Below are 14,126 nucleotides of genomic sequence, written 5' to 3'. Positions count from 1 at the left end.
GAGTTGTTATGACAGCAAACACGAAGTCGGCGGCCGAAGAGAAGGCAGAGGTACTTGCTCTGCTGGAACAAACGCGTACACAAGTCATCTCCGCCGTCCGCGAACTGGCGCACTCCGATGTTGAGGCGGTTCCGGGCGAAGGACGCTGGTCCATTCTGCAGACACTGGAACACATGGCCGTCGCGGAGGAAGTGATTCTGAAGCGCTGGCTCGACGAAGCAAAACCCGGAGTGGCCGACCGCGCCAACGACGAGCGGCTGAAGCCTCTCGTGCTGGATCGCAAATCGTATCCGCGTGTGGCGGTGGAGACCATGGAACCGCATGTGGACACGCACTCGCTCGCCGACGCGCTGGAGCACTTTGTGACCGTGCGTGGACGCACGATGGCGGTTGTGCGCGATCTCGCTCCCGAGGATCTGCGCGGCAAGACGGTCTCCCACCGCGTGCTCGGCATTGCCGACGGGTATCAACTGTTTCACATCATTGCGCTGCACGGCTTGCGCCACCTGGACCAGATGCGGGAAGTGGCGACGCAATTGACAGCGCGGTAACGCGCAACGAGTAAGGGCGACACACACATGGCTGACGTTACGATCACGGTGAACGGCAAGACCATCAAGGCCCCTGCGGGCACGCTGCTCATTGAGGCCTGCAAGCAGGCGGGCATTGAAATTCCGGCCTTCTGCTACTACCCCGGGCTCTCGCTGCAGGGCGCCTGCCGCATGTGCCTGGTGGAAATTGAGAAGATGCCGAAGCTTCAGACCGCCTGCACCACGCCCATCACCGAGGGCATGGTGGTGCAGACCGAGAGCGAGAAGGTCGTGCAGTCGCGCAAGGCGATGCTCGAACTGCTGCTTGCCAACCACCCGCTCGATTGCCCCGTGTGCGACGCGGGCGGCGAGTGCGAACTGCAGGACATGACGTTTAAGTACGGCGCGGCCGAGTCGAAGTACATCGACATCAAGAGCCACCGCGACGAACAACAGTGGTCGCCCGTGGTGTTTTACGACCGCCCGCGCTGCATCATGTGCTACCGCTGCGTGCGAGTCTGCGGCGAGGGCATGGACGTGTGGGCCCTCGGCGTTCAGGGCCGCGGCCAGAGCGGCGTCATCGCGCCGAATAAGCAAGACCACCTGGAGTGCGAAGAGTGCGGCATGTGCATCGACATCTGCCCGGTCGGCGCGCTCACCAGCGGCAGCTACCGCTACAAGACGCGTCCGTGGGAGATAAACCACGTGGGCACCGTGTGCACGCATTGCGGCGACGGCTGCCTCACCACCGTGGGCGTGCGGCGCAGCGAGACCGGAATGGAGATTGTCCGGTGCGACAACCGCGACCGCGGCGGCATCAACGGGGATTTCCTCTGCGTGAAGGGCCGCTACGGCTTCGACTTTGCCAACCACTCGGAACGCATCACGCGTCCGCTGGTGAAGCGCGAGGGCGAGTTCGTCGAGGTCACCTGGATGGAGGCGCTCGACACCGTTGCCAGCCGCTTCAAGGAAGTGCTGGAGGCGAACGGACCGCAGGCCATCGGCGTGATCGGCAGCAACCGCACTACGAACGAAGAGAACTACCTGCTGCAGAAGTTCGCGCGCACGGTGCTGGGCACCAACAACATCGACCACCACCGCACCGCCGACTTCCCTGCTTTTGTGAAGGCTGTCTCCACGCACAAGGCACAGACGGCCACCATGCGTGACCTGGGCAACGCCCCGGCCATTCTGCTGATCGGCAACGATCCGACCGAGCAGCATCCGCTGGTTGCGTGGCAGATTCGCACGAACATCCGCCTGCACCACGCCAAGTTCTACGTGGCCAACGCGCAGGAGATCAAGCTGAAGCGGCAGGCGACACAGTTCGCCAAGCTGGCGGAGGGCGAGGAGGCAGCGCTGGTTTCGATGCTGGCCGGTGGAAAAGCCACGACGGACGCGCTCCAGAGTTTGGTGGACGCCGTCCGCGCCGAGCAGGACCTTGTCATAGTCTTTGGCTCCGAGTTGCGCGGTGCGGCCATCGAGACGCTGGTCGCCTTCGCCGCCAAGCAGAACGCGAAGGTGATGGCACTGGCGGATTACGCGAACTCGCGCGGCGCCGCCGACATGGGCCTGTTCCCCGACATTCTGCCGGGCTATGAGCCGCTGACGACAAACACTATCTATCACAAGGAATGGAGCGGGCTGGTGCCGACCTCACCGGGCCTGGACCTGCCGCAGATGATGGAGGCCGCGCAGGCCGGGCGCTTGCAGGCACTCTACGTCGTCGGCTCCAACCCGGTGGCGCGCTATGACCTCGCTCCCGCCTCGCTCGCGGACACGTTTGTTGTTGTGCAGGAGATGTTCCTGACCGAAACGGCACAGGCTGCCGACGTCATTCTGCCCGTCGCGAATGCGTACGAGAAGTCTGGCACATTCACCAACACGGCAGGCGATCTGCAACTGCTGAAGAAGGCCGGCGAGGTGGCAGGCACCAAGAGCGATTTCGAGATTATTGTGCGGATTGCGGAACGTATGGGCTATGACGTGCACGACCTGGTGCCCTTTGCGGGCGCCACGCGCGCGGACATGGGCCAGTCGCGTGGCGCACAGAGCGGTGAGGCCGACCGTCACGCCGTGTGGCTCAAGGCCAACAACATGGAGCCAAAGGTTTCGCCTCTCGACCCGATGGCGATGCTCGATGAGATCGAGCGCATCGTTCCGGGCTACGCGGTCTCGCGGTTGAACCTGCTGGCGGGCAACGACGTGCCGACCGAGCTGGTGCAGATCACGAATGCCGCCGCGCCGTCCAAGCCCGAACTGGTGGCTTCGGCGCACGACACGCTGTACACCAGCGGCACTCTCGGACGCTACTCAAAGACCTTGAACTCGGTGATGGAGAACCAGCACCGGCAGCCGCAGGAAGCAATGGCCGACTAGGCAGACAACAGGCACATGAGCGCACTCACATTCATTCTCGTTGCGGTCATCAAAATCGCCATCACGATTTTTGTGCTCCTCACCGTGGTGGCTTACACGGTGTGGCTTGAGCGCAAGGTGGTGGGCCACATGCAGAACCGCTGGGGACCCCAGCGCGTCGGGCCTTTCGGCCTGCTGCAGCCGCTGGCAGACGGCATCAAGTTCATCCTGAAGGAAGACCTTGTGCCGCCCTACGTGAACAAGCATCTCTACATGCTTGCTCCGGTGCTGGCGCTCACCATGGCGCTTACAACCATTGCGCTGATTCCGATCGGCCCGGTGATTCACCTGTTCGGCATCTCCACGCCGGTGCAGATCACGGGTGTTGCAGGCCCCAATGGCCAGGCGGCGGACATCAACGTCGGCGTGCTGATCATCCTCGGCATCACGTCGCTCGGTGTCTACGGCATCGCGCTCGCCGGATGGTCCTCGAACAGCAAGTATTCGCTACTTGGCTCGCTGCGTGCCTCGGCGCAGATGGTGAGCTACGAGCTGTCGCTCGGGCTTTCGCTGGTCGGCGTGCTCATCATGTCCGGCACGCTGAGCCTGCAGGGCATTGTGAGCCAGCAGGTGAGCGCGTGGTGGGGCGTGGTGCCCAAGTGGTACATCTTCCAGGGACAGATTGTCGCCTTCTTCATCTACCTGACGGCGGCCTTTGCCGAGACCAACCGCGTGCCGTTCGATCTGCCGGAAGCAGAGACCGAGCTGGTTGCCGGGTACCACACGGAATATTCGGCAATGAAGTTCGCCATGTTCTTCATGGCGGAATACGCGAACATGGTCAGCGTTGCGTGCGTCGCCTCGGTGCTGTTCCTCGGCGGATGGAGCGGGCCTCCGATGCCCTTCCTGCCGCAGGCGGTGCAGGCGTTCCTGCCGCTGATCTGGTTCACGTCCAAGATTTTCGGCTTTCTGTTCCTCTACATATGGATTCGCGGCACGCTGCCGCGCTTCCGCTATGACCAGTTGATGTCGTTCGGCTGGAAGTTCCTGTTCCCGCTGGCGCTGGCCAATGTTGTGGTCACGGCGCTGGTGGTGGCGTTGCGGTCGTAGCAGTTCACAGCTCCGGCCGTGGCGGCTGGAGGGGGCAAAGCGAATGTTGCACCTTGTACTGTTTGTGATCTTCGGAGCGCTGTGCGTGGGCGGGGCCATCAACCTGCTCATCCAGAGCCACCCCATCAACAGCGCGCTGTCGCTGATTGTGGTGATGGGTTCGCTGGCGCTCATCTATCTGCTGATGGGCGCGGAATTCGTCTCCATTGTGCAGCTCATCGTCTACGCGGGCGCCATCATGGTGCTGTTCATCTTCGTCATCATGCTGCTGAACGCGGGGACGGAGGAGAAGCTGCGCACCGGACAGTTGATGCCCATTGTCGGCACCATCGGGTTGCTCAGTGGCTCCGCCGCGGGCGTCTACGTGCTGCTGCATGACGAGCACACGACCCAGCAGATATCCCTTGGACAACTGCCCGGCCCGGCCGACGCCGTAGGCCGCCTGCTCTTCAAGGAGTTTCTGTTGCCCTTTGAAGTCACGTCCGTGCTGATCCTGATCGCCATCATGGGGGCCGTGGTACTGGCCCAGCGAGGTGAACGATGATCCGCCCGGCCGGCATCTGCCAGATGCGATTTCGCCTGCTCGTGGGAGGCGTTCGATGATCCCCTTGAACTATTACTTGATCCTGAGCGCGATCCTGTTCGCCTGCGGCGTGATCGGCTTTCTGATCAAGCGCAACATCATCACCATCTTCATGTCCATTGAGCTGATGCTGAACGCGGTGAACCTGTCGTTCGTGGCCTTTGCCACCGCGCTGCACACGCTCAACGGACACATCTTCGTCTTCTTTGTGATGGTGGTGGCTGCCGCCGAAGCCGCCGTCGGCTTGGCAATCATCATTTCTGTTTACCGCACGCGTGAGACGTTGAACGTGGATCGCGTGAACCTGCTGAAGCTATGAACCTGTATCTGTGGCTCATCCCGATATTGCCCCTCGTGGGCGCGGCCATCAACGGGCTGTTCGGCAAGCGCTGGTCCGAGAAGATGGTGGCGAGCGTTGCGTTGGCCTTCCCCGCCGCGTCATTGCTGGTGGCCGCCAGTGCGGCCTGCCGCTTGATTGCAAGCGGACAGGAGTCCTACGTCGAATCGCTGGGAACGTGGTTCCAGGCCGGAAGCTTCCGGGTGGAATACGGCTTCCTGCTCGATCACCTTTCCCTGGTGATGGTACTGGTCGTCACCGGCGTCGGCTTCCTGATTCACATTTACGCCGCAAGCTACATGCACAACGAGGGTGGCTACTACCGCTTCTTCTGCTACCTGAATCTGTTCATGTTCTTCATGCTCACCTTGGTGCTGGCCAACAACTACCTGCTCATGTTTGTGGGCTGGGAGGGCGTGGGCCTGGCGAGCTACCTTCTCATCGGCTTCTACTTCCTGCGTGACTCGGCGGCGAACGCCGGCAAGAAGGCGTTCCTCACCAACCGCGTGGGCGACTTCGGCTTCCTGATCGCGCTGTTCCTGCTCATCAAGTACTTTGGCTCGGTGCAGTACAGCGAAGTTTTCGCCAAGATGGCTCACATGCCGGTGGAAGCCGGACTCGGCTTGCTGACCATCATCGGCCTCTGCATGCTGCTGGGAGCTACAGGCAAGAGCGCGCAGATTCCGCTCTACATCTGGCTGCCGGACGCGATGGAAGGCCCCACGCCGGTTTCGGCCCTCATCCACGCTGCCACCATGGTCACCGCCGGTGTCTACATGGTCTGCCGCTCGAACGCTGTCTTCAGCCACGCGCCCACGGCGCTGCTGGCCGTGGCCATCATCGGCTCGCTGACCGCGTTCTTCGCCGCCACCATCGGCATCACGCAGACGGACATCAAGCGCGTGCTGGCCTACTCAACGGTTTCGCAGTTGGGCTACATGTTCATGGCCGCCGGGGTGGCAGCCTACTCCGCCGCCATCTTCCACCTGATGACGCACGCATTCTTCAAGGCGCTGCTCTTCCTCGCGGCCGGCGCGGTCATCCACGGCATCGGCGGTGAGCAGGACATGCGCAAGATGGGCGGCCTGCGGAAGTACATGCCCGTCACCTTCTGGACCATGCTGATCGCGACCATAGCCATCACGGGCATTCCGCCCTTCGCCGGATTCTTCTCCAAGGACGAGATTCTCTGGCAGGCGTTCAGCAGCCCGCATGGACACTGGATCTTCTGGCTGCTCGGCGCCCTCTCGGCCTTCATGACCAGCTTCTACATGTTCCGACTGATCTTCATGACCTTCTTCGGCGAGTATCGCGGGGAGGCCACAGCGGAACAGCATGGCGGACACGATGTGCACGCGCATCACGGACCGCATGAAAGCCCGTGGATGATGCTCGCTCCGCTCTGCATCCTGGCCGCGCTCAGCATCTGCGGCGGCTGGATCGGCATTGGCGGACGCTTCGAGCACTTCCTCTCGCCGGTGTTTGAAGCCAAGCACGAGCAGCCCGCGCAGAAGATTGCACCCAGCGCGCTGCTCGACGATCAGCAGCGCCACATGCTCGCCCTGATGCAGCACGCGCAGTCCGAAGACGAGCAGCACATGCAGATGACTGGCGCCGCCGCTCCGACGCATGAGGAAAGCAAGTACGGCGAAGGCACCGAGTACACGTTGATGGCCGTCTCCGTGCTCATCGCGCTTTCCGGCGCGGGGCTGGCGTGGTTGTTCTACGTCAAGCGGCGCGACCTGCCGGAGAAGTACGCAGCCGCGCTCGGCGGACTCTACAACACGGTGCTCAATAAGTACTTTGTTGATGAGTTCTATTCAGCGGCTGTGATACGGCCGATCATCAACTTCTCGCGCTACGCGCTGTGGCGCGGCGTGGACATGCTCTTCATTGACAACTCTGTGAACAACGGCGCGCGCATGGTGCAGGATGCCAGCGGCGTGCTGCGGCATCAGCAATCGGGCAACGTGCGCTCCTACGCCGCGTGGATTGCGCTCGGCGCCGGGCTGGTGGTTCTGTACATGATCTGGACGGGGACTCGATGAACGCGACCTGTTTCAATCCATCCATTCTGACGATCGTCGCCTTTGTGCCGGCGGCGGGCGCGCTGCTGCTTGTGCTGTTTCCGCGCCGCGACCGCGACATACGCTGGTTCGCCCTCGGCGTCTCGGTCGTCACGTTCCTGCTCTCTCTGCATCTGCCCGTACACTTTGCGCACGCGCAGTCGAGCACGAACTTCGCCTACGAGCTCGATCATCCGTGGATCTCGGTGCCGAACATCCACTACCACGTCGGCGTCGATGGCATCTCCATGTGGCTGGTGCTGCTGACCACCTTTCTGGTGCCGCTCAGCGTGCTCATCAGTTGGAAATCGATCCGCGACCGCGTGAAGGAGTTTTTCATTCTCCTGCTGGTGCTAGAGACGGCCATGATCGGCGTCTTCATCGCGCTTGACCTGTTCCTGTTCTACTTCTTCTGGGAAGCCACGCTGATTCCGATGGCGCTGCTCATCGGAATGTACGGACACGAACGGCGCATCTACGCCGCTGTCAAGTTCTTCCTCTACACGATGATCGCCTCGGTCTTCATGCTGGCGGCCATCATCTGGCTCTACGCACGCTCAGGATCGTTCGACTTCGTTGTCATCCGCTCCATGCTCGCATCCGGCACGCTGGTGCTCGGCTCGCGTGAGGCTTTCTGGCTCTTCCTTGGCTTCTTCGTCGCCTTTGCCGTCAAAGTGCCTCTGTTTCCGCTGCACACATGGCTGCCGGACGCGCACGTGGAAGCCCCGACCGCAGGCTCCGTGCTGCTGGCAGGCGTGCTGCTGAAGATGGGCACCTACGGCCTGCTGCGCTTCAACGTCGGGCTGTTCCCTGCTGAATCACGCGCCAACCAAGGCTGGATCATCACGCTGGCGATCATCGGCATCATCTACGGCGCGCTGGTCGCCATGGTGCAGCCGAACATGAAGAAGCTGATCGCGTATTCGTCGGTCAGCCACCTGGGCTTCTGCGTGCTTGGTATCTTCAGTCTCACGCAGCTTGGCGCAGAAGGCGCTGTCTACCAGATGCTCAATCACGGCATCTCCACCGGCGCGCTGTTCATGTTGCTCGGCATGATCTACGAGCGGCGGCACACCTACGAGATCAAGGAATACGGCGGGCTGGCCACTCCCATGCCCATCTACGCCACGTTCTTCCTGCTCATTACGCTGTCGTCCATCGGCCTGCCGCTGATGAACGGCTTCGTCGGTGAGTTCCTGGTGTTGAGCGGCTCGTTCCAGGCCAAAGCGCTGTGGGGAGTGCTGGCCGCAACGGGCGTCATCTGGAGCGCGTGCTACATGTTGTGGCTCTACCAGCGGGTCTTTTACGGCACGGTGAAGAACGAGGTGAATAACCACCTGCACGATCTTGACGCGCGCGAGCGCACCAGCCTTGTGCCGCTTGTGGTGGCCGCGCTGGTGATGGGCGTTCTGCCCTCGCTGTGGCTGAAGTCAATTGACCCGGCCGTGGCGCGAGCGCTGACTCCGCCTCCACCAATCGTGCAAACCATGTCACAGGTTCACGCGGGAGGTGCGCAGTGATTCCGGCAATTGACTATCTCCGCATCCTTCCCGAACTCGTGCTCACCATCTTCGGCATGGTGGTGATGGTGCTTGACCCGCTCTTCAACGAGCGCAATGACCGCAAGCTGCTTGGCATGGTGAGCGCACTTGGCGTCATCAGCGCGCTGTTCGCCACCCTCTATCAGGCACAGGACCCGACACACGAGATTCTGGGCCGCACCGGCTTCTTCAACATGGTGCGCGTGGACCAGTTCAGCATCTTCTTCCACGTCGTCGTGCTGCTCATCGCGCTGGCCACCATCCTGATGTCGATTGAATACCTGTCGACACAGAACATACGGCAGGGCGAGTATTATGCGCTGATCCTGCTGGGCGCCGTGGGCATGTGCCTGATGTCATCGGCCATCGAGCTGGTGCTGATCTTCGTCGCCTTGGAAATCTCCTCGATTGCGAGCTATGTGCTGGCGGGCTTCCGGCGGCGCGCGGCGGAGAGTGCTGAATCTTCTCTGAAATACTTCCTGCTCGGCTCATTTGCCACGGCGTTCTTCCTCTACGGCGTGGCCTTGATGTTCGGTGCGACCGGCTCCACAAATGTGGACGCCATAGCCGCAGTGCTCAAGGTGCATGCCTCGCCACTGATGTACATGTCGGTGGCGCTGATGTTCGTAGGACTGGGCTTCAAGGTTGCAGCCGCACCGTTCCAGGTCTGGACGCCGGATGTGTACGAAGGCGCGCCATCACCAGTTACGGCCTTGATGTCCACCGGCCCGAAGGCGGCCGCATTTGCCGTACTGCTGCGCGTGCTGTTTGCCACCTGGGCGCCGGGCTGGTTCTGGCTGGTGTGGGTCGCTGCGGCTCTCAGCATGACGCTCGGCAACCTGGGCGCGCTTATGCAGTCGAACATCAAGCGCATGCTGGCCTACTCGTCCATTGCGCACGCCGGATACCTGCTCGTGGCCTTTGTCGCTACCAGCCACAAGGAGCTGGCGGTCTCGGCTGCCATGTTCTACACCGCATCCTACGCGGCCATGAACGTGGGCGCGTTCGCGGTCATCAGCCACATCGCCGGACAGGGTGAGAAGTACACCTCGATTGACGATTACGCCGGTCTCGGACGGCGCTCGCCATTGCTGGCTGCCGTGCTCACGGTCTTCCTGCTCTCGCTGATCGGCATCCCCATCACCGGCGGCTTCCTTGCCAAGTTCTACGTCTTCAGCGCCGCGCTCAGCTCGCACCTCATCTGGCTGACCATCATCGGCGTGGTGAACAGCGCGATTGGCGCCTACTACTACCTGCGGGTGATTGTGATGATGTACATGCGCGAGCCGAAGGTGGAGGCGGAGGTCGCACCGGTTTCCGCAGGCATGGGCTTTGCGCTCACGCTCAGCCTGATTGGCACGCTGTGGCTCGGCGTGGCGCCGAACTATGTGCTGGAGTTCGCGCGAAACTCGGTGGCAGGGCTGATCCACTAGTCGTCTCCGCATCGAACTGCACTCTGGAACGACACAGCGTGATACTTGATTCCAACTCTTCAGCAAGGGCTGGCCATGCGCCAGCCTTTGCTGTGCGCTAAAGTCCCCGTCCCCCATCCGGAGTGATACGCCGCTTCACCTTCCGATACAGGCGTCAGCCCACTAAGGCTGATGCCGTTACACCGCGTGCCATTGCAGGTCCGAGCGCGCACAAATAAGAAGGCCTCCGCCGCAGCGGAGGCCTTTGCGCAGAGCGCGAACTTACGCAACCTTCACGAAGATGATGACCAGCGTGAAGAGCACGAGGGACTCGATGAAGGCGAGGCCCAGAATCATCGCAAGCTGGATGCCGGCGCGGGCAGCAGGGTTGCGGGCCAGACCTTCGCAGGCGGCGCTGGCAACCTTGCCCTGTCCGAGGGCAGCGAGTGCAACGGCGAAGGCCATTGCGAAGCCCGAGGTGATGGCAACCCAGTTCGGGCCGGCAGCGGCGTGCGCGCCAGCTTCCTGAGCGAAGACCGGGGTGGTGAACATGCAGACGGCCAGAACGGCCAGCATAACGAACATGAACTTCTTCATGGTGATGCTCCTTGTTTGAATTCCGCCAGTGGGTGGTTGGCTGGGTCTCCGGGGAGAGACGGCCCTCACGCTTGCGGGTACAACGGTACTACAAAACTTGTTTGACATTCGCCCGGAGCGCAACCGCCGCTCCGCTCGAAAGCTCGTTCTAGTGCTCGTGCGCTGTGGCTTCGCCCAGGTACACCATCGCCAGCAGAACGAAGATGTATGTCTGGATGACAGCAACGCCCATGTGCAGAACCATGAACGGGATCGGCAGCACAATGGGAAGCATGGAGAAGAACACCAGCGTCACCATGTCGCCGGCAAACATGTTGGCGAACAGACGGATGGTGAGCGAGAGAATGCGGGCCAGATGGCTGCAAACTTCGATGACGAACATCAGCGGGGCCAGCCACCAGACTGGGCCCATGAAGTGCTTGATGTAGCCGGGGCCATTCGCCTTGAAGCCATGGATCTGGTAGAAGAACCAGGTCACCAGCGCGCAGCCGAGCGGGACGCTGGGCGTGCCGGTTGGCGTCTCGTGCAACGGCACCAAGCCGATAAGGTTGCTGCACAGGATGAACAGGCCGAGCGGGATCAGATAGGACAGGTACATCTTGTTGTGATGTCCGATGATCTCTTCGCTCTGCGCGTCAATAAATCCGTAGATGCCCTCCATGATCTGCTGCAGCGAGCCCGGCTTTTCCACCGAAAGACGCGTGCGCACGATGACGAAGAACAGCACCAGCAGCAGGAATACGAGTACCTGCATCGCGATGTAATCCGGAATGGGCGCTGCCGGGTTCTTCGGTGTCAGGTGGAGGGAGTTCAACAGCGCCATGACAGGCGCGTGCAGCAGAGCGTTCAGCAGCTTTGTAAAAGGCAGCATGGGTCCTTATTCGATGCCTGATTAAAGTCCGCGCCGGAAGGCGGCGTAGGTTTCGTAAGCGGCTTCGCACAACATGGCCGGGACAGGGACAGCCAACCCCACCATCAAGCCATAAAAGCCCCTCACGGAAAGATTGAATGTAGCATATCCAGCTAATGCTATCAAGAAGATACGGCCTAAGAAGCGAAAGACAAGCCGTCCGCCCCGCTCACTGCTGCTGGTGTTGACAATCCGGTCGCCAACTCCCTCCACCGCACGTGCCAGCGAAGCGAAGCTGTACCAAGCCAGCGCGGCCCCCAGCAGCACTCCCAACGCCCCAGCCCAACTCCACGGCAGAAAGCAAACCGCGGCAGCCACCACACCGCACGCAACGATCAAGCGCTTGATGCGTGGCACGGCTGCCGAGTAGAAGGCGATGGAGGCGGGATTCTCCGGCGGAGCGGGCAGAAGCTCGCGAGGCTCTTCGGGAGCAGCACTCTCTGAAGCTGGCGTTGGCTGTTGCAGCTCGTCGTTCATTTCTCGTCCGTCATGCGCATGGCGCGGCGGATCATCTGCACAAAGCCGAGAATGGCGCCAAAGATGAGTCCGGGGATGTAGATCCAGTGCGTGTGGCAGAGGTAGTCAAGCAGCAGCCCGAGCAGGTAGCCAACAATAACCGACGACGGAATGATGAAGCCCATCTCGGTGTAGCGTGCAACCTCTGCCCAGCCGTTGCGGTCTTCGCCGTCCTTCGCCATGCCACAAGGTTAGCATTTTGCGCGCCGGACTGAAACGACCGAGCCTGCGGCGAGAGTCCTATATAATTGCAGCATCGCCCGGGGAGCTTACAGGCTCCATCTTCCCCTTTGCGCGGCCACGTGCCGCTTCGGACCGGGCTCAGACGAAGGAACCCTGACGTGTCACTCGAACAGACGATTTACGAGCAGCGCAAGGCGAAGCTTGCGCAAATTGAGGCCCTCGGCCATCGCGCCTACCCCTACGGATTCAACCCCACTCACCAGATCCCCGAGATTGTTGCCGCCTACGCGGAGACGACGGGCGAAGCACTGGAGGCCAACAAGGTCGAAGTGCGTGTCAGCGGCCGCATGATGGCCATGCGCCTCATGGGCAAGGCCGGCTTCGCGCACCTGCAGCAGGGCGGAAAGCAGCTTCAGATCTACATCAAGAAGGACGCAGTCGGCGACGAGGGCTTTGCCCTGTGGAAGCTGCTCGACATTGGCGACCACATCGGCGTGCGTGGCTACCTGTTCCGCACCCGCACCAACGAGCTCAGCGTGCACGTGGAGGCAATCACCTTCCTCAGCAAGGACCTGCTGCCGCTTCCGGAGAAGTGGCACGGCCTGCAGGACGTGGAACTGCGTTACCGCCAGCGCTACGTCGACCTGGTGATGAACCCCGAGGTTCGCGAGACGTTTGTGAAGCGCGCACGGATCGTGCAGTCGATGCGCCACTTCCTCGACGCCAATGGCTTCATCGAGGTCGAAACGCCGATGATGCAGCCGCTGGCCGGCGGCGCCGCCGCGCGTCCGTTCATCACGCACCACAACACGCTGGACATGGACCTGTACCTTCGCATTGCGCCCGAGCTTTACCTGAAGCGCCTTGTGGTTGGCGGGTTGGATCGCGTGTACGAGATCAATCGCAACTTCCGCAATGAAGGCATCGACCGCCAGCACAACCCCGAGTTCACCATGCTCGAGTTCTACATGGCGTATGCGGATTATCACGACCTGATGGCCTTCACCGAGAAGATGATCCAGACCATTGCGCAGGATGTGAACGGCTCGCTGACTTCGACCTACGAAGGCCGCGAGATCGACTGGAGCAAGTTTGAGAAGCTCTCCATGCGCGAGGCCATCATCAAGTTCTGGCCGGAAGCCGCCGGTGCCGCGCCCGTCATGACAGACTTTGCCGATGCCGCCAAGGTCGGTGAGCTGGTCCGCCGCCTGCAGAAGGCGAAGATTGATATCGCTTACGATCCGAACGAGCCTGCGGGCCGCGCCATCAGCGACATGTTTGAGGCTGTTGGCGAAGAGCATCTGTGGAACCCGACCTTCATCTACGACTATCCGGTCGCCGTCAGCCCGCTCAGCAAGGTGAAGCGCGATGAGGAAGGCTGGGTGGAGCGCTACGAGATCTTCGTGGCGGGCATGGAGTTGGGCAACGCCTTCAGCGAGCTAAACGACCCCGAAGAGCAGCGCCGCCGCTTTGAGATGCAACTGGCCGAACGCGAGCGCGGCGACGACGAAGCACATCAGATGGACGAGGATTATGTCCGAGCGCTCTCCTTCGGCATGCCGCCGACGGGCGGCGAAGGCATTGGCATTGACCGCCTGGTGATGATGTTGAGCGGCTCGTCCTCCATCCGCGACGTGGTGCTGTTCCCGCTGCTGCGTCCCGCGAAGGAAGGCGAGGAAGAAGGCGAAGCCGAGGGCGCCAGCGCCGAATGAGGCTGGAACTGATTGCGGACGGCGCGTTCGTCGCGCTGCTGTTCTTCTTCTTTCTGCGGCTGTTGCTGCGCGCCATCTGCGCGCAACGGCTGAAGGCTCGCCGGGGCTTCCGCGCGCGTTTCTTTGACTCCGACGCGCGGCTGCTTGGCGTTTACCAGGAACTGTTTGGCCGCGACGCGCTGTGGTACCTGCTGCGCTATTGCAAGCACGGCATTGTGCTCTCCGTCGCGCTATTCGGAGTCTCCTTCGCGTTGACCCTCTAGGCTGGTCG

Annotated in this window: 14 protein-coding genes; 10 read left to right on the top strand and 4 right to left on the bottom strand. The window is 61.7% G+C overall.

Features of this window, described 5'->3' with window-relative positions; genetic code table 11:
• The first annotated feature begins 8 nt into the window (after nt 1-8).
• From AC6IZO_RS04720 to AC6IZO_RS04685, 8 genes are read left to right on the top strand one after another with little or no spacing between them, the layout of a single operon-like run.
• Nucleotides 9-551, top strand: a complete 543-nt coding sequence (locus AC6IZO_RS04720) for a DinB family protein (protein ID WP_497808491.1) — start codon at nt 9-11, stop codon at nt 549-551.
• A 27-nt stretch (nt 552-578) separates the two neighbouring features.
• Complete coding sequence (gene nuoG, locus AC6IZO_RS04715; RefSeq protein WP_497808489.1) at nt 579-2,909, top strand: NADH-quinone oxidoreductase subunit NuoG; 2,331 nt, start codon at nt 579-581, stop codon at nt 2,907-2,909.
• 15 nt (nt 2,910-2,924) lie between these two features.
• Nucleotides 2,925-3,998, top strand: a complete 1,074-nt coding sequence (gene nuoH, locus AC6IZO_RS04710; protein WP_497808487.1) for an NADH-quinone oxidoreductase subunit NuoH — start codon at nt 2,925-2,927, stop codon at nt 3,996-3,998.
• Between the two features lie 43 nt (nt 3,999-4,041).
• On the top strand, nt 4,042-4,542 hold the full coding sequence (locus AC6IZO_RS04705) for an NADH-quinone oxidoreductase subunit J family protein (protein ID WP_497808485.1): 501 nt from the start codon (nt 4,042-4,044) through the stop codon (nt 4,540-4,542).
• A 55-nt stretch (nt 4,543-4,597) separates the two neighbouring features.
• Nucleotides 4,598-4,900, top strand: a complete 303-nt coding sequence (gene nuoK / locus AC6IZO_RS04700) for an NADH-quinone oxidoreductase subunit NuoK (RefSeq protein ID WP_497808483.1) — start codon at nt 4,598-4,600, stop codon at nt 4,898-4,900.
• Entirely contained in the window at nt 4,897-6,966 is a 2,070-nt protein-coding gene (gene nuoL / locus AC6IZO_RS04695) for an NADH-quinone oxidoreductase subunit L (RefSeq protein ID WP_497808481.1), read from the top strand. Before nuoK ends, nuoL begins: the two co-directional genes overlap by 4 nt.
• Entirely contained in the window at nt 6,963-8,504 is a 1,542-nt protein-coding gene (locus AC6IZO_RS04690; RefSeq protein ID WP_497808479.1) for a complex I subunit 4 family protein, read from the top strand. Before nuoL ends, AC6IZO_RS04690 begins: the two co-directional genes overlap by 4 nt.
• Nucleotides 8,501-9,958 (top strand): NADH-quinone oxidoreductase subunit N, encoded by a 1,458-nt coding sequence (locus tag AC6IZO_RS04685; RefSeq protein ID WP_497808477.1) that lies wholly within the window; start codon nt 8,501-8,503, stop codon nt 9,956-9,958. Before AC6IZO_RS04690 ends, AC6IZO_RS04685 begins: the two co-directional genes overlap by 4 nt.
• Before the next feature lie 261 nt (nt 9,959-10,219).
• Here the strand turns inward: AC6IZO_RS04685 and AC6IZO_RS04680 are convergent, their stop codons facing one another.
• The 4 genes from AC6IZO_RS04680 to AC6IZO_RS04665 form a co-directional block, all read right to left on the bottom strand.
• Nucleotides 10,220-10,534: an ATP synthase F0 subunit C gene (locus AC6IZO_RS04680; RefSeq protein ID WP_497808475.1), complete on the bottom strand. Its 315-nt coding sequence runs from the start codon at nt 10,532-10,534 to the stop codon at nt 10,220-10,222.
• A 148-nt stretch (nt 10,535-10,682) separates the two neighbouring features.
• On the bottom strand, nt 10,683-11,405 hold the full coding sequence (gene atpB, locus AC6IZO_RS04675; protein ID WP_497808473.1) for a F0F1 ATP synthase subunit A: 723 nt from the start codon (nt 11,403-11,405) through the stop codon (nt 10,683-10,685).
• Nucleotides 11,406-11,426: 21 nt separating this feature from the next.
• Nucleotides 11,427-11,921, bottom strand: a complete 495-nt coding sequence (locus tag AC6IZO_RS04670; RefSeq protein ID WP_497808471.1) for an ATP synthase subunit I — start codon at nt 11,919-11,921, stop codon at nt 11,427-11,429.
• Entirely contained in the window at nt 11,918-12,142 is a 225-nt protein-coding gene (locus AC6IZO_RS04665) for an AtpZ/AtpI family protein (protein ID WP_497808469.1), read from the bottom strand. The genes AC6IZO_RS04670 and AC6IZO_RS04665 overlap by 4 nt, the downstream gene beginning before the upstream one ends.
• A 159-nt stretch (nt 12,143-12,301) precedes the next feature.
• Between AC6IZO_RS04665 and lysS the strand changes: the two genes are divergently transcribed.
• Both lysS and AC6IZO_RS04655 read left to right on the top strand, forming a co-directional pair.
• Complete coding sequence (gene lysS / locus AC6IZO_RS04660) at nt 12,302-13,855, top strand: lysine--tRNA ligase (protein ID WP_497808467.1); 1,554 nt, start codon at nt 12,302-12,304, stop codon at nt 13,853-13,855.
• Complete coding sequence (locus AC6IZO_RS04655) at nt 13,852-14,118, top strand: hypothetical protein (protein ID WP_497808465.1); 267 nt, start codon at nt 13,852-13,854, stop codon at nt 14,116-14,118. The genes lysS and AC6IZO_RS04655 overlap by 4 nt, the downstream gene beginning before the upstream one ends.
• Nucleotides 14,119-14,126 lie beyond the last annotated feature (8 nt).

The sequence above is a fragment of the Oryzophilus luti genome, from assembly GCF_059726245.1.
The sequence above is the reverse complement of the archived record's forward strand: the minus strand, read 5'-3'. Positions and strand labels throughout refer to the sequence as shown.

What these genes read in the sequence shown, in the direction of transcription:
- AC6IZO_RS04720 (WP_497808491.1), top strand. Translation starts at nt 9, where the DNA reads ATGACAGCAAACACGAAGTCGGCGGCCGAAGAGAAGGCAGAGGTACTT.
- nuoG (WP_497808489.1), top strand. Translation starts at nt 579, where the DNA reads ATGGCTGACGTTACGATCACGGTGAACGGCAAGACCATCAAGGCCCCT.
- nuoH (WP_497808487.1), top strand. Translation starts at nt 2,925, where the DNA reads ATGAGCGCACTCACATTCATTCTCGTTGCGGTCATCAAAATCGCCATC.
- AC6IZO_RS04705 (WP_497808485.1), top strand. Translation starts at nt 4,042, where the DNA reads ATGTTGCACCTTGTACTGTTTGTGATCTTCGGAGCGCTGTGCGTGGGC.
- nuoK (WP_497808483.1), top strand. Translation starts at nt 4,598, where the DNA reads ATGATCCCCTTGAACTATTACTTGATCCTGAGCGCGATCCTGTTCGCC.
- nuoL (WP_497808481.1), top strand. Translation starts at nt 4,897, where the DNA reads ATGAACCTGTATCTGTGGCTCATCCCGATATTGCCCCTCGTGGGCGCG.
- AC6IZO_RS04690 (WP_497808479.1), top strand. Translation starts at nt 6,963, where the DNA reads ATGAACGCGACCTGTTTCAATCCATCCATTCTGACGATCGTCGCCTTT.
- AC6IZO_RS04680 (WP_497808475.1), bottom strand. Translation starts at nt 10,534, where the DNA reads ATGAAGAAGTTCATGTTCGTTATGCTGGCCGTTCTGGCCGTCTGCATG.
- atpB (WP_497808473.1), bottom strand. Translation starts at nt 11,405, where the DNA reads ATGCTGCCTTTTACAAAGCTGCTGAACGCTCTGCTGCACGCGCCTGTC.
- AC6IZO_RS04670 (WP_497808471.1), bottom strand. Translation starts at nt 11,921, where the DNA reads ATGAACGACGAGCTGCAACAGCCAACGCCAGCTTCAGAGAGTGCTGCT.
- AC6IZO_RS04665 (WP_497808469.1), bottom strand. Translation starts at nt 12,142, where the DNA reads ATGGCGAAGGACGGCGAAGACCGCAACGGCTGGGCAGAGGTTGCACGC.
- AC6IZO_RS04655 (WP_497808465.1), top strand. Translation starts at nt 13,852, where the DNA reads ATGAGGCTGGAACTGATTGCGGACGGCGCGTTCGTCGCGCTGCTGTTC.